The 19,849-nt window shown below is 60.3% G+C and carries 18 protein-coding genes; all 18 read right to left on the bottom strand.

Annotation, left to right across the window (positions count from 1 at the left end; translation table 11 throughout):
* A partial coding sequence (locus AYR66_RS22190) for an EscU/YscU/HrcU family type III secretion system export apparatus switch protein (protein ID WP_170942341.1) occupies positions 1–532 on the bottom strand: 532 nt, incomplete at its 3' end.
* 161 nt (positions 533–693) lie between these two features.
* Positions 694–1,908 carry an EAL and HDOD domain-containing protein gene (locus tag AYR66_RS22185; RefSeq protein ID WP_088709314.1) on the bottom strand — a complete coding sequence of 405 codons (1,215 nt, stop codon included), beginning with the start codon at positions 1,906–1,908 and terminating at the stop codon, positions 694–696.
* A gap of 51 nt (positions 1,909–1,959) precedes the next feature.
* Positions 1,960–2,553 (bottom strand): protein phosphatase CheZ, encoded by a 594-nt coding sequence (gene cheZ / locus AYR66_RS22180; RefSeq protein ID WP_088709996.1) that lies wholly within the window; start codon positions 2,551–2,553, stop codon positions 1,960–1,962.
* Positions 2,554–2,612: 59 nt separating this feature from the next.
* Positions 2,613–3,011, bottom strand: coding sequence for a chemotaxis response regulator CheY (gene cheY / locus AYR66_RS22175; RefSeq protein WP_088709313.1), 399 nt, complete (start codon positions 3,009–3,011; stop codon positions 2,613–2,615).
* Between the two features lie 176 nt (positions 3,012–3,187).
* Positions 3,188–4,264, bottom strand: a complete 1,077-nt coding sequence (locus AYR66_RS22170) for a protein-glutamate methylesterase/protein-glutamine glutaminase (protein WP_088709312.1) — start codon at positions 4,262–4,264, stop codon at positions 3,188–3,190.
* A gap of 21 nt (positions 4,265–4,285) precedes the next feature.
* A complete protein-coding gene (gene cheD, locus AYR66_RS22165) occupies positions 4,286–4,897 on the bottom strand; it encodes a chemoreceptor glutamine deamidase CheD (RefSeq protein ID WP_088709311.1) in 612 nt (203 codons plus the stop codon).
* A gap of 3 nt (positions 4,898–4,900) precedes the next feature.
* Positions 4,901–5,788, bottom strand: coding sequence for a CheR family methyltransferase (locus AYR66_RS22160; RefSeq protein WP_170942239.1), 888 nt, complete (start codon positions 5,786–5,788; stop codon positions 4,901–4,903).
* 43 nt (positions 5,789–5,831) lie between these two features.
* Positions 5,832–7,472 carry a methyl-accepting chemotaxis protein gene (locus AYR66_RS22155; protein WP_088709310.1) on the bottom strand — a complete coding sequence of 547 codons (1,641 nt, stop codon included), beginning with the start codon at positions 7,470–7,472 and terminating at the stop codon, positions 5,832–5,834.
* A gap of 249 nt (positions 7,473–7,721) precedes the next feature.
* A complete protein-coding gene (locus AYR66_RS22150) occupies positions 7,722–9,461 on the bottom strand; it encodes a methyl-accepting chemotaxis protein (RefSeq protein WP_088709309.1) in 1,740 nt (579 codons plus the stop codon).
* Between the two features lie 206 nt (positions 9,462–9,667).
* A complete protein-coding gene (locus tag AYR66_RS22145) occupies positions 9,668–11,392 on the bottom strand; it encodes a methyl-accepting chemotaxis protein (protein WP_088709308.1) in 1,725 nt (574 codons plus the stop codon).
* Positions 11,393–11,439: 47 nt separating this feature from the next.
* Positions 11,440–13,152, bottom strand: a complete 1,713-nt coding sequence (locus AYR66_RS30450) for a methyl-accepting chemotaxis protein (protein WP_088709307.1) — start codon at positions 13,150–13,152, stop codon at positions 11,440–11,442.
* 104 nt (positions 13,153–13,256) lie between these two features.
* Positions 13,257–13,769, bottom strand: a complete 513-nt coding sequence (locus AYR66_RS22135) for a chemotaxis protein CheW (protein ID WP_420093118.1) — start codon at positions 13,767–13,769, stop codon at positions 13,257–13,259.
* Positions 13,770–13,784: 15 nt separating this feature from the next.
* Positions 13,785–15,968: a chemotaxis protein CheA gene (gene cheA, locus AYR66_RS22130; protein ID WP_088709305.1), complete on the bottom strand. Its 2,184-nt coding sequence runs from the start codon at positions 15,966–15,968 to the stop codon at positions 13,785–13,787.
* 54 nt (positions 15,969–16,022) lie between these two features.
* On the bottom strand, positions 16,023–16,388 hold the full coding sequence (locus AYR66_RS22125; protein ID WP_088709304.1) for a response regulator: 366 nt from the start codon (positions 16,386–16,388) through the stop codon (positions 16,023–16,025).
* 64 nt (positions 16,389–16,452) lie between these two features.
* The gene (locus AYR66_RS22120; RefSeq protein WP_088709303.1) at positions 16,453–16,998 is read right to left on the bottom strand and encodes a chemotaxis protein; all 546 of its coding nucleotides are present in this window, start codon (positions 16,996–16,998) and stop codon (positions 16,453–16,455) included.
* Positions 16,999–17,046: 48 nt separating this feature from the next.
* A complete protein-coding gene (gene motB, locus AYR66_RS22115) occupies positions 17,047–17,991 on the bottom strand; it encodes a flagellar motor protein MotB (RefSeq protein ID WP_088709302.1) in 945 nt (314 codons plus the stop codon).
* A gap of 32 nt (positions 17,992–18,023) precedes the next feature.
* Entirely contained in the window at positions 18,024–18,884 is an 861-nt protein-coding gene (motA, locus tag AYR66_RS22110; protein ID WP_088709301.1) for a flagellar motor stator protein MotA, read from the bottom strand.
* A 159-nt stretch (positions 18,885–19,043) separates the two neighbouring features.
* The gene (locus tag AYR66_RS22105) at positions 19,044–19,844 is read right to left on the bottom strand and encodes a class I SAM-dependent methyltransferase (RefSeq protein ID WP_088709300.1); all 801 of its coding nucleotides are present in this window, start codon (positions 19,842–19,844) and stop codon (positions 19,044–19,046) included.
* Positions 19,845–19,849 lie beyond the last annotated feature (5 nt).

Genomic DNA, 19,849 nt, shown 5'->3' with positions numbered 1-19,849 from the left:
GCTCGGCGCTCAGCGCCAGCATTTGCTCCGTCTGGCCGGAGATGACCATCCATGCGATGGTGCCGACCAGGACGGTTTTTCCGATGGCCTTGACCAATTCGACCAGGGCGCGCTTGGAGAACATGTTCCCCAGTCCGCTCATCGGATTGAGCCGGCCGAAATTGGGCATCAACGCCTTGGTACTGAACAGCCACCCGCCGATCAGCAACGGCGAGGCGACAGCGACAAGGATGAGAACGCCGGCAATGGGAGCGAGGCCGATTGCCACGTCAACAAGACCGGGAATGATGCGCGTGAGGAGGAGGCTGAAATCGAAGGCCTGTTCCCGTTCCAGCGTCAGGCTGTTGGCCAGCAGGCCGTTCAGCCGGCGCACGAGTCCCTCGCCGGTGAACATCAGCGTCATTCCCGCAGCCAGCAGAACCGTACAGGTGGCCAGTTCCCGCGAACGGGGAACGTCGCCTTCCTCTCGCGCCTGCTCCAGTCTTCTGGGCGACGCGGGTTCTGTTCTTTCGAGATCGCTGTCTTCGGCCACCGCCGGCTCCTATTTTTCCCGCCGTGCGTTCCGGACGACGCACTGGGGACGAATAGGAAGGATTATTCGCGAAATAACAACGCTGCCATGCGGGGAATAAATGAGGAAACCTCCCGTTATTCCCTGCAGCGGGATAACGGGAGTCAAGACTGGATGGGGGGTTACATCTTGAGGCTTTGCGCCCACGCGAGCGCGGACATTTGCGCCTGGTTGACCTGCTTGGAACCGATGCACAAGGACATTGCCATCGAGTCAACTTTCTTGGAATTCAACTCGCAGGCTTCCGCCAGCGCCAGGAAAGGTCCGTAGATACCTTCGCGCGCCAGGAGCGCCTGGGTCACCGACTCGGACAGCTGGATCTTTTCCAGCACGTCTTCCATCGGCACGCCGAGCAACTTGTCGAGCAGCGAGAACATGCCCGCCACGAACAGGTTTTCCGCTTCGTTCTTGGGCAGGAAGGTGCTGCCAAGGAGCTCTGCGAAGCGGCCGCGGATGACGGCCGTCTGCATCAGCACCGGAGAGTAGCCGGTCGTCGTTGCCGTCGCCAGCAGCAGCGCCAGCCAGCGGTACAGGGGCGAATATCCCAGCATGGTCACCGCATGCTTCAGCGACTGGATTTCGCAGCCGAGTCCGAAGCCGGCCGAGTTGATATAGCGGAGCAGCTTGTAGGACAACGCTGCGTCACGTTTGAGCACGCTTTCGAGCTGCTTGACGTCGGCATTGCGCCGCACCATGTCCATCAGCTGCAGGATCATGGCCTGCGCCGGATTGAGTTCCTTGGAATGGTTGCCGGGGCGCGGAGAAAGATGCAGGTGGCCGACAAAGGCATGCATGTTCAGCTGGGCGCAGACGTCGTATGCCTGCCAGCTGTTGACATTGCGCGCCACCAGCCGCAGCGTGGGCATCCCGAGCGAGCGGTAGTACTGCACCTGTGGCACGAAATCGGCCGCCCCGACCTGCATTTCGAAATGCGTCAGGTGCGGCAGGAGATGCCTGTCGATCGCCGTGAGATTGGCATCGCGAATCGAAATGCCATAACCCTTGGCACGCATGGCGGCAATCGCAGACACCGCGGCATCATTGGCAACGTCGGCGCCGCGCAAGGCGATCACGGTTCCCTTCGGCGGCAATGTATTCAGTGCATCATGCCCCAGCAACGCTGGAGCGGCCTCGATGAACAGGGTCTGCTCACCGAGCAAGGCACCGGATTCGGTATTGTTGAGCTGGTCGGCAACGAAATGGGCAAGCGATACGATTTCGGCCGCGTTCGGTGTCCGGCCTGGCACATTGGCATGCTGCCAGTACAGCTCGTATCCGAGCACCCGTTCCTGCGAATTGAGCAGCGGCTCACGAATGATAAAGTGCTCTTGTTGCATGAATGGGCTGTTTGTTGGGAGTGATGGACGACGCTGGCGACGCCGCCATGATCAAAAACCGAGGCTTTCGAGCAGGTCGTCAACCTGGCCCTGGCTGGAAACGACGTCGGCATTGCCGGTGGGGTTGATCTGCGGGCCGTTCAGCAGGCCGTTGCTGACTTCGCGCCGCACTTCCGTCGGTGAGTAATCCACCAGGAGCTGGACCAGCTGCTGCTCGATGTTATGCGCAAGCTCGGTCACTTTCTTGATGACCTGGCCTGTCAGATCCTGGAAATCCTGGGCCATCATGATGTCCATCAGCTGCTGCTTGGTGACCGCGGCGCCGTCGCGCGTCTCACCGAGGAAGGCCAGGGTGCGCTCAGCCAGCGCGCGATACTGCTCCTCGGAGCAGCCGGCTGCCAGCGCTGCTTGCCAGTCGCTGGAAATGCTGCCGGCATCGGCCTCGATCCGGTCCTGGATCGGGCTGGCAAGTTCGGTGGCGGTAAGAACGCGCTGCGCCGCCTGCTCCGTCATTTTGGCGACGTAGTCGAGGCGGTCGCGCGCGTCGGGGATGTCATGTGCCGCTTTCGCAAGCAGCTTGTCGAATCCCAGTCCGCGCAGGTTGTCGTGCAAGACGCGCGTCATTTGCCCGACGCGCGCGAGCATCTCCTCTTGCGCGGCGTTGTCGGCGGCAGACTTCGCCTGGTTCAGCGCCTGATCCACGATCAGGCTCCGACTTTTTCCAGCTTCTCGAAAATCTTCGTCAGCTTTTCATCCAGGGTGGCAGCAGTGAAGGGCTTCACGACGTAGCCGTTGGCGCCGGCCTGTGCCGCTGCAATGATATTTTCCTTCTTCGCTTCCGCCGTGACCATCAGCACCGGCAGCTTGGCCAGTGCCGCATCGGCACGGATATTCTGGAGCATCGTCAGTCCGTCCATCACCGGCATGTTCCAGTCGGAGATGACGAAGTCGAACTGTTCGCTGCGAAGCTTGGAGAGCGCCATGGCACCGTCTTCCGCCTCGTCGACGTTCGTGTAGCCCAATTCTTTCAGCAGATTGCGAACGATACGACGCATCGTCGAAAAATCGTCAACCACCAAGAATTTAGTATTCGGACCCGCCATGAATTACTCCATTGTTACTCAAACCGTTTAAGCGCTGTTCACGCGCATTGTGAAACAGCCGCCCTAAGTATAATCCTTCCGCTCTTCATTATGCACCTAAAGCAGTACCTACTCTTAAGAAGGGCAACAGAAAGCAGCGGCCGGCGCTTCGAAAAATGAATCTTCTGACAACACCGTCAGACACGCAGCGCACGACTGCTGTGCGCGGCAAGATAGCCGAGCACCATGCCCGGAAGCGCATGCAGCGCACCGACCTCATGGGTCGCGCCAACCGCGATCGCTTCACGCGGCATGCCGAACACCACACACGACGCCTCGTCCTGCGCAAAATTGTAGGCGCCGGCGTTCTTCATCGTCAGCATGCCGGCGGCACCATCCTTTCCCATGCCCGTCAGGATCACGCCGACCGCATTCTTGCCCGCAAAACGGGCGGCCGACTCGAACAGGACATCGACCGAAGGACGATGACGGTTCACCGGCGGTCCCTGGTCGAGCTGAGTTACGTAATTGGCGCCGCTGCGCGCAAGCTGCAGGTGCGAATGTCCAGGCGCGATAAAAGCATGGCCAGGCAGCACACGTTCGCCGCCCTCAGCTTCCTTGACCGTGATCTTGCACAGGCCGTCGAGGCGCTTTGCAAACGAACGTGTGAAGCCTTCGGGCATGTGCTGGGTGATCAGTATGCCAGGGCAGTCCGACGGCATCTGCATCAGGAAATCCTTGATCGCTTCGGTGCCGCCGGTGGAGGCGCCGATGATGATGAGCTTTTCGCTACTGGTCAGCGGATTGCGGATCATCGGCAAGCCTTCGCCGGCCGTCTTGGGCGCATCGGGATGCGGAATCGTGCGCGCCCTCACCCGGGCCTTGGCCGCAGCGCGGATCTTGTCCGTGATGAGCTCGGCATACTCCAGCATGCCGCTCTGGATCGACAGCTTGGGCTTGGTGACGAAGTCCACGGCGCCGAGCTCCAGTGCACGCAGCGTGATTTCCGAGCCGCGCTCGGTCAGCGACGACACCATGACGACAGGCATCGGACGCAGGCGCATCAGCTTTTCCAGGAAGTCGAGGCCGTCCATGCGCGGCATTTCGACGTCGAGTGTCAGCACATCGGGATTGGTTCGCTTGATCAGGTCACGTGCGACGATCGGATCGGGCGCGACGCCGACGACTTCCATGTCAGGTTGCTTGCTGATGATCTCGTTCATGACGCTGCGGATCAACGCCGAGTCGTCGACGATCAAAACTTTAATCTTCATGACACCCTCTTGCTGCAATAATCAGCCGAACAACTCGACATCGCCCGATACTGGCGTCGTGAGGAGGCGGCTTGCGTAATCCTGCTCGCGGTTCACGAGCGTATTGTTGTTGAGTTGCTTGAGCTTTTTGACAAGCACTTTACCGCTGCGAGGGAAAAAGTAAACCTTGCGCGGGTAGATGTCGTTCAGGTCTTCCGCCACCACGCGGATATTCTCGGCACGCAGGTAATCGCGCACGAACTGTGCATTGCGCTCGCCCACATTGATGGCGATGAAGCCGCGCAGCACGTTGCCGCCACCGAAGACCTTGGCCTCGAGGTTTTCACGCCGCGCACCGGCCTTGAGGAGGTCGTTGATCAGCACTTCCATCGCATAGGTGCCGTAGCGCATGGAGGCCGACACCGGACTGTCCGAGTCAGAACCGCCGTCGGGCAGCATGAAGTGGTTCATCCCGCCGATCCCCGTCACGCGGTCGCGAATGCATGCCGACACGCAGGAGCCGAGGACGGTGACGATCAGCATGTCCTTGCAGGTGTAGTAGTACTCGCCCGGAAGAATCTTCGCCGCATCGCAGTCGAAGGTCCGATCGTAGTAGACGTTGGTTGCAAAATGTTCTTCGAGGCCGTTGCTCATACCTTATTTCTCAGTCCTGCGTGGGACCGCGCGATGGCCTGAGCCACGGTTGGGATCCAGTTCATAAACGGTCTTGCCTCGCAGCTTGAATGCATCGGATACATACAAGAAGTTTTCGGAATGGCCGGCAAACAGCAGCGCATCCGGCTTCATCAAAGGCGCAAAGCGAGTAAGGATTTTACCTTGCGTCGGCTTGTCAAAATAGATCATGACGTTTCGACAAAAGATGGCGTCGAACGGCCCTTGTACCGGCCAGTCGTTGGACAGGAGGTTCAGTTGCTTGAATGTCACCATCTGGCGCAATTCGGGCCGCACCCGGACGAAGCCCGCGCGGTCGCCCTTCCCCTTCAGGAAGAAGCGGCGCGCCTGCTCGGGCGGCATCTTGTCGAGTCGCTCAATGGGATAGATTCCGGCCGATGCAGTGGCCAGCACGTTGGTGTCGATATCGGTGGCGATCACATGCGCCTGGGGTGTGAGCGAGCCGAGTGCCTCGCAAAGCGTCATCGCAATGGAATAGGGTTCTTCGCCGGTGGAACTGGCCGCGCACCAGACGAGGAGCGGATCGCGCTTGCCGCGCACATGGTCGGCAAGTATGGGGAAATGGTGCGACTCCCGGAAAAACGAAGTCAGGTTGGTGGTCAATGCATTGGTGAACGCCTCCCACTCATCGCTTTCGGAATGACTCTCCAGCCCGTCCAGGTATTCCTGGAAGGACCGGATACCGGTCGCGCGCAGACGCCGCGCCAGGCGGCTGTACACCATTTCCTGCTTGCTGTCGGCCAGCGCGATGCCGGCCCGCTGGTAGATCAGGGACCGCACGCGTTCGAAATCGCGAGGCGTGAAGTCGAATTCTTTCGACGTTTCCTGTTTCTGTTTTGCTGAATTCACCACGCGCCTGTTTCTTTCGTGTTAGTCGTTGTCCGCTCAGCCGCCCTCACCCTTGCATCCCCTTGGACTTGCCCTTGATCGCAGGGCGTGCAGCCGATTGCGCCAGTGCCGACTGCGCACTCGCCGCGACCGGCGCACTGGACCTGTAGCCAACCCGGAAACCGCCCCAATGCTTACCGTTCACATAGATCGGCACCGACAGGTCGTGCATCACCTCACCCGTGTCGCGCTTGTAGGTCTGCAGGAGGAAGGGCTTGGTGTTTGATCCACAGCGCGAACCGGTGCGGTCGTTGAAGATGCGCTTGGTGCGGTTATTCACCAGGTCGACATCGTAATTGCCTGTCAGCGGCTTCGAGAATTTGCGGTTGTGCGTCGGGAAATAACCGTTGTTATCGACAGCGCCCGCGTAGGCGATATGCGGCATCTTTTCCAGAATTGGTTCCTGGATCGCCGGCAGCACGCGGTCGGTAAAGGTGTCAAATGCCGTCTTGTGCTTTGGTGGATTGGTATTCGGAACCGGCTTGTAGGTACGGTCGAAGAGCGCCGCTTCAGTAATCTGCCCGGAGGAGATCGCCTGCTCGAAAAGCTTTCCAACATCCTTTGCTGCTTGTTGGGCAACGGCGCGGATGTCGTCATGCGAGGTCTTGGCATTGGAATGCGACAGGACGTCGAACAGCATTTCGCCACGTTCCGACAGGACCATTGCCGATTTGGCAGCGCGTGGAAGCTCGTCTTCCGTCGCGAGCATGCCGTCGCGGATGCGGGAAATGGCATCGGCGATCACGTGGGTCGTCTCGACGTGCTCGCGCGAGGCGCCAGCGATTTGCTGGATCTCGCTTTCAGAGACGACTGCCGAGCGCTCGATATTGCCAAGGAAGGTATGCACGCGCTCGACATTATGAGCCGCTTCGTTGACCTTGCCGGTCAGTGCATTCATGCCTTCCGCCGCGCGTTCGGCTTCCTCGTTGATTTCGCGGACCATGACACCGATGTCGTCCGTCGCAGACTTGGTGCGTTGCGCGAGCTGGCGGACTTCGCCGGCTACCACGGCAAATCCGCGGCCGTGCTCGCCGGCCCGCGCCGCTTCAATGGCGGCATTCAGCGCGAGGAGGTTGGTGCGTGCGGCAATTTCGTTGATGACTTCGGTAATCACGTGAATGCGGCGCGAGCGCTCCTGGAGCTTGCCCATCACTTCCGACGCTGCCTGCGCATCCATGCGCGCATTGCTGATCTGCTTGAGCCCCTGGTCGACCTCTGACCGCCCGGCGACGCTCTCGGTCCGCACATCGGCCGCGACCCTCGCGGCGCGCTCGGCGTTGGCAGCGATCTGCTCGGTGGTTTGTGCCGTTTGCTGCGCGCGGCCGACAATCTCTTCAGTCGTCTGCAGATCGATGTCGACCTTCTTCTTGATGGAGTCGACGAAGTACGATGTTTCGGCAGCACCGATCATGATGTGGTCGACCTCCTCACCCATGGCCTCGATGAAGTGGGACGTGCCACCACCGTTGCGCGAAACGGCCAGCGGCATGATCAGAGTGGCCGTCAGCGCGCCCGCCGCCGCCATAAGCAGCGGACTGATCCCATCGCCGCCCGCCCAGCCGACGAATGCCGCGACCGCCGTTCCTGATGCAACCGCAAGCGCACCGACAATGAGTGTGCGAGTCAGCTTGTGTTCCATCATCTTCATTCGGCCTCCACAGGGTATCGATCCCGATAATTCAGCGTAGCATATCCAACGCACGTTGCCGTACGTTCCATACCGCCGGCGGTGCCCTGACGGATTATCGATGGCACGGCCCTTATCCAATCCAAGGAACAGCCTGCCAAACCAGCCGTTTTTGATGCAAAAAAGCGTGCCCTCGCAGGCACGCTTTTCATGTTATTGACCGATTGTTGTCGAAACATGTCAATGTCCCGGTCAATCATCCTGTCGAAATCAGAACTCTTCCCAGTCGCCACCGTCGTTGACCGGTGCGACAGCTTTTGTCCGCGCGATCGGTTTCGGCGCCGCCGGAGCAACCGCCGTCTTCGGCGCAGACACCTGGCGCGCCGGGCGCGGGGGCTCTACCGTCTTCGGAACGCTTGCAGGCGGCTTGGCAACAGGGGCCGGTGCCATGGCCATCCTGGCAATGCCTTCGACCTTGAAGACGGACACTGCCTGCGAAAGCGTGCTGGCCTGCTGCTGCATGCTCTCCGCGGTGGCTGCTGCCTGCTCCACCAATGCCGCGTTCTGCTGTGTCATTTCGTCCATCTGCGCGATGGCGCGGTTGACTTCCTCGATGCCCGAGCTCTGTTCCTGGCTGGCGGCGGTGATCTCGTTCATGATGTCGGCCACGTGCTTGACCGAGGTCACGATCTCGTCCATCGTCTTGCCCGCCTGGTCCACCAGCTTGCTGCCAGCATCGACCTTCTCGACCGAGTCACCGATCAGCTCCTTGATTTCCTTGGCTGCGCCTGCGGAACGCTGCGCCAGGTTGCGCACTTCCGCCGCCACCACCGCAAAGCCACGTCCCTGCTCGCCTGCACGCGCCGCTTCCACCGCTGCATTCAGCGCCAGGATGTTGGTCTGGAATGCAATGCCGTCGATCACACCGATGATATCCACGATCTTGCGCGAGCTTTCCTTGATCGAGCCCATCGTCTCCACCACCTGGCCGACAACTTCGCCGCCGCGCACCGCGACGTCGGAGGCCGATACCACCAGCTGGTTGGCCTGGCGTGCATTCTCGGCGTTCTGCTTCACCGTCGAAGTCAGCTCTTCCATCGACGAAGCCGTCTCTTCCAGCGAGCTGGCCTGTGATTCGGTGCGGGCCGACAAATCTGCATTGCCCTGTGCGATTTCACCAGAGGCGACACCGATGTTTTCCGTTCCGGTGCGGACGTTACCGACAATTTCAGACAGGCTGTTGTTCATCTGGCGCAGTGCATCGAGCAGCTGGCCGATTTCATCGCGGCTGTTGTCGTCGATCCGCGAAGTCAGGTCGCCCGTGGCAACGCGGCTTGCGACGCCGACAGCGTCGTTCAGCGGACCGGTGATACTGTGGGTGATCAACCAGGCGAAAACGCTGCCGATCGCGATGGCGATCACGCCGAGGACATACAGCAGGATCATGAGGCTGCTGTCATCGGAGAGCGAACCTTCGACCACTTCCTTTACCGCGGCCTGCTGCAGGGCTACCAGCTTGTCCATCTCGGACACGGCCTGGTGGTTCAGCGGATCGATGCGGCTGGCGATGACCTTGGCGGCACCTTCGCTGTTGAACGCCAGTGCCTGGCCGATGGCCTCCTTGAACGGCGCGGCGATTTCCTGGTCGAGGCGGGAAATCTCGGCCACGATCTTTTTCTCGGCGTCCGTCAGACCCAGCGCAGTCAGCTTGTCGCGCGCCTCGGAGTAACGCTTGTTCTGTTCCTTGACACGAGATTCTTCCTTCTGCATCGCGCCGACGTCGGACTGAAGGCCGATGTTGCGCATGGCGACGCCGCCCTCCAGCAGGGCGCTCTTCATCGTGGCGACAAGCGCGCTCTTGCTGTTGGCAAGTTCAAGGCCGTCGATCAGCCGTTGCTTGTTCCTGGTCGTCAGCACATTCCCGAGGACGACCATCAATGCAAGGATGGCAAGGAGGATACCGAAACCGGCCCCCAGGCGCGCGCCGATACGCAAGCTACGCAAATTCATATGTTTCTCCCGACTCTTTTTGCTTGATCACTGCCGACCGTCTTGTGGAAGCGGCCAGCCTTGTTGATTGACCTGCAGATATGCAGTTTCCCAAGCATATTACTCTGAAGCAACCCCGTTATCCACGATTTGTGTGTCAAGGTGGAGCAATTTGCCGCGAGAAGTAATCTGCATCAAGCCGGTACGCGACTGTACTGTCGTCCGGCTCAGAACTCCTCCCACTCGTCAGCACTGCTGCCTGCGGGCGGCTTGACGGCTCCAGCCGTCTTGGTGGTGGGGACCGGCGCGCGTGCCGCCGGTTTGGGTGCGGGCGCCGTGACCTTTTTCGGCGGCTGGGGACGGGCTGCCACAGCCGGAACCGGTGCCGCGAACATCTGCTCCGCGGCGCCAAGCTTGAACACGCCGACTGCCTGGGCCAGGTTGACGGACTGGTCCTGCATGCTTTCGGCTGCCGCTGCTGCCTGCTCCACCAGCGCCGCGTTCTGCTGTGTCATTTCGTCCATCTGCGCGATGGCGCGGTTGACTTCTTCGATGCCCGAGCTCTGTTCCTGGCTCGCTGCGGTGATCTCGCTCATGATGTCGGCCACGTGCTTGACCGAGGTCACGATCTCGTCCATCGTCTTGCCCGCCTGGTCCACCAGCTTGCTGCCGGCATCGACCTTCTCGACCGAGTCGCCGATCAGCTCCTTGATTTCCTTGGCTGCACCTGCGGAACGCTGCGCCAGGTTGCGCACCTCAGCCGCCACCACCGCAAAACCCCGGCCCTGCTCGCCTGCACGCGCCGCTTCCACCGCTGCATTTAGCGCCAGGATGTTGGTCTGGAATGCAATGCCATCGATCACGCCGATGATGTCCACGATCTTGCGCGAGCTTTCCTTGATCGAGCCCATCGTCTCCACCACCTGGCCGACAACTTCGCCGCCCTTCAGCGCATAGTCCGACGCGGAGACCACCAGCTGGTTGGCCTGGCGTGCATTCTCGGCATTCTGCTTCACCGTCGTTGTCAGTTCTTCCATCGACGAAGCCGTCTCTTCCAGCGAGCTGGCCTGCGATTCCGTACGGGCCGAAAGATCCGCGTTGCCCGATGCAATTTCACGCGAGGCGACGGAGATGGTCTCGGTCCCTCGCTTGATCTGATTGACCGTCTCGACCAGGTTGGATTGCATGGTCTTGAGAGCATTGACCAGTTCTCCTGCCTCGTCCTTGCCCTGCACGTCGATCCTGGCCGTCAGGTCGCCGCCGGCGATAGTGTTCGCCACCCGTGCCGCTTCATGCAGCGGCGAGGTAATCGTCCGGGTAATGAACACCGCGATGAATGCGCCGATGGCAATCGTCAGGATGCCGATAGCCAGCATGCCCATGCGCGCCGTGCCATAGTTTGCCTGCGACTGCTCGAATGTCGCTTTCATTTCCTTCTGCTGGTAATCCGCCAGCGCGACAAGGCTGTTAATCCATTTTTCATGGAGTGGATTGAAGTCACTCTTGAGCACCGAAGAAGCGTCGAAATAGTTCCCGCCGGCGACCTGCGACTTGATCTTTTCGATGACCGGGAAAATCGCCTGCTTCTGCTCGGTCGCCGCTGCGAGCAGCGACTTCGACTGTGCATCATCTGAATACTTCTGTAGCGTCGCCTCGGCCTTCGTATACACATCGAGCAGTACGGCCAGGCGCTTGACCTCGCGCTCGCCCTCGGTCGCATCGGTCGGGGTGGCGACCTTGCGCAGGGACAGCGCCAGCCCCCATCCGGCCTCGCGCATTTCCATGCCGCTGGTGAGGCTTGCGACACGTTCATTGACGATGCGCTCCGAAGTAGCGTGCAAGTGGCTCATGCGCCACAGCGCAATAACGAGGAGCGTGGTGGCGCACAAAAGCACAAGGCCGAAGCCCAGCACGAGGCGTGTCCCGATCCTCATATCCGACAACTTCAACATGGCGTTTTTCCTTTAGTTGTAGTGAACACTGCGTGCCGATGCCGGCATCAGAACTCTTCCCATTCGCTTCCGGTACCCGCTGGCACAACTGGCTTGGTTCGTGCGCCGGGGGGCGTCGAAGAGCGAGGCGCAAGGGCACGTGCGGCCGCCGGTTTGGACGGCAGTGACGGCGCAGGTGTACCTGACTTCAGTGCCACCGGGACGACCTGCTGTGCGGCTCCGCTGATCCGGAAGATGGATACCGCCTGCGCCAGCGTTGCCGCCTGTGTCTGCATGCTGTCGGCGGCAGCCGCGGCCTGCTCCACCAGTGCCGCGTTCTGCTGCGTCATTTCATCCATCTGGCTGATCGCCTGGTTGACCTGCTCGATGCCGGAACTCTGTTCCTCGCTGGCGGCGGTGATCTCGTTCATGATGTCGGCCACGTGCTTGACCGAGGTCACGATCTCATCCATCGTCTTGCCCGCCTGGTCCACCAGCTTGCTGCCGGCATCGACCTTCTCGACCGAGTCGCCGATCAGCTCCTTGATTTCCTTGGCCGCGCCTGCGGAACGCTGCGCCAGGTTGCGCACCTCGGCCGCCACCACCGCAAAGCCGCGACCCTGCTCGCCTGCACGCGCCGCTTCCACCGCCGCATTCAGCGCCAGGATGTTGGTCTGGAATGCAATGCCGTCGATCACACCGATGATGTCCACGATCTTGCGCGAGCTTTCCTTGATCGAGCCCATCGTCTCCACCACCTGGCCGACAACTTCGCCGCCGCGCACCGCGACGTCGGAGGCCGATACCACCAGCTGGTTGGCCTGGCGTGCATTCTCGGCGTTCTGCTTCACCGTCGAAGTCAGCTCTTCCATCGACGAAGCCGTCTCTTCCAGCGAGCTGGCCTGTGATTCGGTGCGGGCTGACAAATCTGCATTGCCCTGCGCAATTTCGCGCGAGGCGACACCCATCGATTCCGTCCCGGTGCGCACCTGCCCCACCGTACTCGATAGGCTCTCATTCATGAGCTTTAGCGCCGCCAGCAGCTGGCCGGTTTCATCTTTCGAATGAATGTCGATCTGCTGTGTGAGGTCGCCCTCCGCAACGCTGCGCGCCACGCGCACTGCTTCGCTCAAAGGAACGGATATGGCGCGCACCAGCCATACACCGATCAAGGCCGACAGCGTGACGCCGAAGAGCATCGCAGCGATCGACGCATTGCGCACCAGCTCGTACATGTGCTGGGTCTTTTCGTACTCCTTCTTCGCAACCTCTTCCTGTGTCTTGAGGAGTGCATCGACGTCTGCCTGGAACGCGACGAATTCCTTGGACATCGGCCCTTGCATCAGCTCCATGGCCTGCTGCACGTTCGAGGCGCGCAAGGCGGCGACAGTCGGTTTCAAGCCTTCTTCAATGAACTTCGTGCGGCTTTCCTGCGCCTTCTTCGCCTGCGTGCGCTCGAGCTCGGTCAGTTCGGAGGCCATGTAGGCATCCCAGATCCGGGAAACTTCCGCGATGCGTTTTTCCACGCTGTCCATGGCCTTGCTGACCACAGAAGGATCGCCGTTCATCGACTCCGCGACCGCCATCCGGTTGTCGCTGATGAGACGGACGATCATGTTGAGTTGTCCGGTCGGAATGAGACGGTCGTCGTACATCTTCTTCGTGGATGTATTCGCCGCACTCAGGCTGATAATTGCAATGACGCCGCTACCTACGAGCAGCAGCGAGAGAAAGCTGATGACGAACACCAGCCGCGACTTGATAGTCAAATTTGTAAGCATCGTCCCTACCCTCAATGTGTGGAATGGCCCGCCGATACGTTGTCAGCGGGCCTGTTTTTTCCTGTCATTGCCGTCTTCGCGGCATTGGTACTACCTGTTCTGTCTTATGCGGCGATCTTTTCGATCAAACCCATCTCTGCGCTCGACATCAGCCTGTCGATGTCGACCAGGATCAGCATGCGCTGATCGATGGTGCCCAACCCGATGAGGTAATCGGTGTTGAGTGCAGTGCCCATTTCCGGCGCGGGCTTGATTTGCTCCGGCGACAGCGTCGTCACGTCTGACACGCTGTCGACGACCATGCCTACCACCCGTCCTGCGACGTTCAGGATAATGACCACGGTGAACTGGTCGTAGGTCGGCTCGCCGAGATTGAACTTGATTCGCATATCCACGATCGGCACGATAATGCCGCGCAGGTTCACCACGCCCTTGATGAAGTCGGGTGCATTTGCAATGCGGGTAACGGTTTCATACCCGCGGATTTCTTGTACTTTCAGGATATCGATACCGTACTCTTCCTTGCCCAGGGTGAAGGCAAGATACTCCTGGCCAGTGATGTCACGATCGGCTTTCTCGCCATTGGCCTGGGCCATCGATTGAACGGTTTGTGTCATGTTGGTTATCTCTTGTCAGGAAAAAATGGATTCGTCGGCAGCGAGCTGCCGGCTTGAGCGCAGCAATGCCGCCACATCGATAATCAGGGATACGCCGCCGTCACCGAGGATGGTGGCGCCTGAAATACCTGCAACCTTGCGGTAATTGGATTCGAGGTTCTTGACGACGACCTGCTGCTGGCCGACCAGGTCGTCAATAAACAGTGCGGCCTTCTTGCCTTCGGATTCGAGGATCACCACGATGCCTTGCGATGGATCCGAGAAACGCGGCTCGATGCCGAACATCTTGTACAACGGAATCAGCGGCAGGTATTCGCCACGCACCTTGATGACGCGCCCCTGCCCTGCGATCTCCTTCACGTCCGCCGGGTCCGGCTGCAACGATTCGACAACATAGCCCAGCGGCAGGATGTAGATCTCGCTGCCGACCTTGATCGACATGCCGTCGAGGATTGCCAGCGTCAGCGGCAGCGAAATCGAGATGGTGGTGCCGAAACCCTTGGCGGACCGGATGTCGACCACGCCGCCCATCGCCGTAATGTTCCGCTTCACGACGTCCATGCCGACACCGCGGCCCGACACGTCGGTCACGACTTCGGCAGTGGAAAAACCCGGTGCAAAAATGAGCTGCCAGACATCGGCATCCGGCATGTTGTCCGTCACCGGCAAGCCCTGCAACTTCGCCTTGGCAAGGATTTTTTCACGGTTGAGACCGCCACCGTCATCAGTCACCTCGATGACGATATTGCCGCCTTGGTGCCCGGCGGAGAGGGACAGGCGGCCGGTTTCGCTCTTGCCTGCCTCGCGGCGCACATCGGGCATTTCGATGCCATGGTCGATGCTGTTGCGAACGAGATGGGTCAGCGGGTCAACGATGCGTTCGATCAGGCCCTTGTCGAGTTCGGTCGCAGCGCCGTGGGTGACGAATTCGATGCGCTTGCCTAGCTTGCCCGCGAGGTCGCGGACCATGCGCGGGAAGCGCGAGAAAACGTAATCCATCGGGATCATGCGGATGGACATCACGGCTTCCTGGAGGTCGCGCGTGTTGCGGGTAAGCTGACTCACGCTGTTGAGTAGGCGCTCGTGGACCATCGGGTCGAGCGAGTTCGTCCGCTGCTCGATCATCGCCTGCGTGATCACCAGTTCGCCGACCAGGTTGATGAGCTGGTCAACCTTTTCAATGCCCACGCGGATGGAAGTCGTTTCCGAATTGTGCGCGGTAGTCGTCGGCTCGCGCCTGGCGACCACCTTCTTCTCGGGGGCCGCAGGTGTGGCACTGGCCGCAGCCGGCGCGCCCGCCTCTGGGGACGCAGCGGCTGCCGGCTGCGCGGCCGCCGCCTTGGCTTCCTTCATTTCATGCGTTTCGAAATTGTCGAAGAAGCCGTAGCCCTGCGCGTTTTCCTTCGCCGCCTTGCTGGCCATCGCCTGCTCATGCGTCTCGAAGTTGTCGAAGAAGCCGTAACCCTGCGCCGCTTCCTGCGCTGCTGTCGCATCATCGATAGCAGCTGGCGGCGCCGCCTCCTCGGTAATCTTCAGGTCCGCAGGATCGACGATGAAGGAGCAGATCGCGATGATGTCGTCGTCTCCGCTATTGCAGCGGAGCGTAAATACCGGACGGTTATCAGCCAGCATCTCCTTGCTGATTTTGCCAAGCAGGCCGAGTTCAGCCATGAGCGCTTCGGTGTCGCGCTCGGGCAACTGGGGTAGTTCGATGCGGAATTGCCGCGCGAGCGCACCCGTGTGTTCATGCACGTGCGTTTCCTGCCTCGGCGCCACGTCGAGCGAAGCCGCAGGCAACGCCTTGGGCACACCACCCTTTGACAGCGATTCGAGCAGCATGCGCGCGTCGACGACAGCCTCCTGGTCCACCGGCGTGTGGAGACGGTGTCCGTCGAGCTGCATCTTGAGCACGTCCTTGGCCACGAGGAAGGCGTCCACATGCTCCGACGACAACGACATTTCTCCCTTGCGGATCTTGTCGAGCAGCGACTCCAGCACATGCGTGACATCCGTCAGGTCGGTCAGGCCGAATGTGCCCGCGCCGCCCTTGATGGAATGCGCGGCACGGAAAATTGCATTGAGGTCTTCCTCGTCGGGCGCCGACACGTCGATCGCCAGGAGCAGCTTTTCCATTTCAGCGAGAAGTTCTTCGGTCTCGTCAAAGAACACCTGAAAGAACTGGCTCATGTCAATGGTCATTATGGGACTCCGTCATCTTCGCTCTTGTTTTCTTTGCCTCTGCACGGGCTGGCGTCAGCCGATGACCTTGCGGACCACCTCGGTCAGTCGCTGCGGATCGAAGGGCTTGACGAGCCAGCCGTTGGCGCCGGCTGCGCGTCCCTTGTTCTTCATCTCATCGCTCGATTCGGTGGTGAGCATGAGGATCGGCACTTTCTGGTAGGTCGGCAGGCCGCGCAGCGAACGGATCAGCGTCAGCCCATCCATGCGCGGCATGTTCTGGTCGGTCAGGACGAGGTCGAAGACCTGGCCCTTTGCCTTGTCCAGGCCATCCTGCCCGTCCACTGCCTCCGTGACCTGGTAGCCGGCCGCCCTCAGGCTGAACACCACCATCTGCCGTAGTGAGCCCGAGTCGTCCACTGCCAATATCGTCTTTGCCATTGTGTTCACTCCTGCTTTCTTCATGTCCGGGCTGGCTGCCCGTATCGTCTTGTGCCTGCGTCCTTCAGAACAGCTCGATGTCGCCGCTCTCCATATGTGTCTGGCAAACCGCCTTCCAGAGCGCGCTCTCGAGCTTCACGCTCTGTTCTTCCAGCACCTTGTTGATGCTGTTGAGCGTGGCAATGATTTCTTCCGCATTGTTTTCGGAGATGCCCGAACTTCCCGAGCCGATGCCACCCAGGACATCGCGCAAACCGGTTACCCGGCGGACGGTGCGCCCGATGAGCTGGCTTGTCATGTCCTGGAACTGGAGCCCGGTCACCGCGGCATTGACGTGCTTGTCGATTTCGCTATGCTTGGCCTTGATTTTTTCTGCGATCTCCGGGGTCGGCGTGGCGCCGGAGAGCAGCAGGTCGATCGCTTCCTGCTGAACGGTGATCGCTTCATGGATGGCCATGAAGCTCGCTCCCAGCTTCTCGATCGCTTCGCCAAGCAGAAAGCTGGTCTGGACCAGGTCGGTCTCGACTTCGGTCAGGTGCTGCGTTCCATGATCAGACAGGTTGGACAGCAGGTGCTTGACCTGCGAACCCAACTTTTTTTCACTTGTCATTGTCCCGTCCCCACACCGCTTTTCGTTACCAGTGCCTGCGATACATACTTATCGTGCGGCGGCGCCGGCCAGTTCCTGCCTGGCCTGCGTTTCGCTCGAGACCTCGACGGTGCCGCCATCTTTCGATGCACTTTCTTCCGTCTTCTTGTTCATTACAATGATGCTGATGCGCCGGTTGATCGGGTTGAACGGATCCTGCTTGTCGAACAGCACGGCTGACGACAAGCCTACCACGCGCAGTACCTTCGCCTCGTCCATTCCGCCTGCGATAAGAGCCCGGCGTGAAGCGTTGGCGCGGTCAGCCGACAATTCCCAGTTGCTGTAGCCCTTTTCGCCGCTTGCGTAGGGTGTGGCGTCTGTGTGGCCGGAGAGGCTGACGCGGTTTGGCACGTCGTTCAGCGCTCGGCCGATTTCAACCAGGATGTCGCGAGTGTAGGGTTGCAGTTCAGCCTTGGCGAGGGCGAACATCGGGCGGTTCTGCTCATCCACGATCTGGATGCGCAACCCCTCCGTCGTGATGTCGATCAGGAGTTGCTTCTTGAATTGCTTGAGTGCCGGCCTGGACTCGATCGCCTCTTCGATCTTGGCCTTGAGACCACGAAGGCGTGCCGCCTCGGCCTTTTCCAGTTCCTTTTCCGCCTGCTGGAGGTGTGCAGCCTGCAGGTTGTAGGTCTTCTTGATCTCGGGATCGTCGCCCTTCTTGACCTGGCCGTCCTTGCGCGTGAGGTCCTTGCCGCCGCCCTGCACTACGCTCGAGCTGTCACCGGCGCCGGAGCCGCCGGACATCGCCACCTTGAGCGGCGTCTTGAAGTATTCAGCGATGCCCTGCAGGTCGCCCTTCGCAGTCGACCCCATCAGCCACATCAACAGGAAGAACGCCATCATCGCCGTCACGAAGTCGGCATAGGCGATCTTCCATGCGCCGCCATGGTGGCCGCCGCCGCCCTTGTTGACGCGCTTTACGATAATGGGGCGCAAGCCTTCGTCGGCCATGATGCTTTCCGCTGGTGGTTAGGTGATCCGGGTTATTTCGATTTGGATTGCTTGATGTGCTCTTCAAGTTCGCTGAACGACGGACGCTCCGTAGAGAACAGGACCTTGCGGCCGAATTCGACGGCAAGCGCCGGCGCATAGCCGTTGAGGCTGGCCAGCAGAGTCACCTTCACGCACTGGAACATCTTGGAAGACTCATGCAGCTTCTGCTCCAGCAAACCGGATAGTGGCCCGACGAAGCCGTAGGCAAGCAAAATACCGAGGAAGGTACCGACCAGGGCGTGGGCAATCAGGATGCCGAGTTCCGCCGGCGGCAGGCCGACCGATTCCATGGTGTGAACCACACCCATCACCGCGGCCACGATACCGAATGCCGGCATGCCGTCGCCCAGCTTGGCGACACAGTGCACCGGCACCTCGCCTTCGGCATGATGCGTGTCGATCTCGTTATCCATCAGGTTCTCGATCTGGAACGCATCCATGTTCCCCGACACCATCAGGCGCAGGTAGTCGGTCATGAATTCGACGATGTGGTGATCGGCAAGGATGCCGGGATACTTGCTGAAGATCGGGCTTTCCTCGGGCTTCTCGATGTCGCCTTCGATCGACATCAAGCCCTCCTTGCGCACCTTGCTGAGGATCTCGAACAGGAGCGTCATCAGCTCCATGTAGAGTCCCTTCGTGTACTTCGAACCCTTGAACACCGTTGGCAGCGCCTTGAGCGTGGCCTTGATCGCCTTGGTATTGTTACCGACGAAGAATGCGCCGACAGCGGCGCCGCCGATCATGAGCAGTTCGAGTGGCTGGAACAGCGCCGGAAGGTGCCCGCCGGATAATGCAAATCCGCCGAACACCGACCCCATGACAATGATATATCCGACAATGACTAACAAGGGTGTGCGCTCCGGTCGTTATTGAGGCCTTTCTATAGGCCAACATTGTGCCAATTCGTCCTGCGGATCACAACCAATATGTACGAGGGGGAAGTGTCCGGGCCTGATGACGGCCTTCATGACGGTTACGACGCGCGGCGGCAAAACTTGAGCGTGCGTTCACCCCATGCGCCAGCCATACAACATCGGACCATCCGGCAAAGGGTGCATGGCTATCGCCGGCTCGACACCGGGGATGGCAAATTCATAACTGAGCAGCAAGCTGCCCTTGCGCATTTCTGCTTGTGCTTTTAACCATAGTGCGGGCATTGCGGCTGGCGACAGGTAGGCAAACACGACATCGAAATCGGCAAAGTCGACTGCTTCATAATCGCCTCGGACGAAGCGCGCCGAACTGCCACTTGCCTTCCCCAGCAACAGGCTAAAGATCCATGGCAGCGGCGCCAGTTCGATGCCCGTCACCCTGCATTCGGGGCGCGCCCGCGCGAGATGCATCGCCATCCCGCCGAATCCGCTGCCGATATCGGCGACGCGCAATGCCCGCCCTTCCGGCAACAATTGAGCAACAGCACGCCACACCGATGGCCCGGATGGATAGAACGGCACCTGGGTGCGAAACGTCGACCAGAACAGGACCAGGAAAAAGAGGAAGGCCCCGAGGTAGAGTGCTGGCGGCAACTGCACCGCATGCGAAGCAACGACCGCCAGCGGAAAACAGAGCTGGATTGGAAGCCACCAGATGGCAAGGCGCATGCGGTGCGCAACGACTGCGGCAACGCATCCCTGGACCAGGGCAGCATGCGCAATCGATATTTGGATGCCCGCGAAGCTGGTCAGCGCGGCAGCGAGCAGCAGGATCGAGCCGAATGCCAGCAACTGCCCCAGCAGTGCCAGCACAGCGGGGATACGGAAAAACGCGGGACGAAGCGAAGAGCCCGCGCCGGAGCGCCGGCTGAACATGAACG

Source organism: Noviherbaspirillum denitrificans, from assembly GCF_002211445.1.
Taxonomy (GTDB): domain Bacteria; phylum Pseudomonadota; class Gammaproteobacteria; order Burkholderiales; family Burkholderiaceae_D; genus Noviherbaspirillum; species Noviherbaspirillum denitrificans.
Note: the sequence above shows the minus strand (reverse complement) of the source record. Positions and strands in the feature narration are given on the sequence as shown.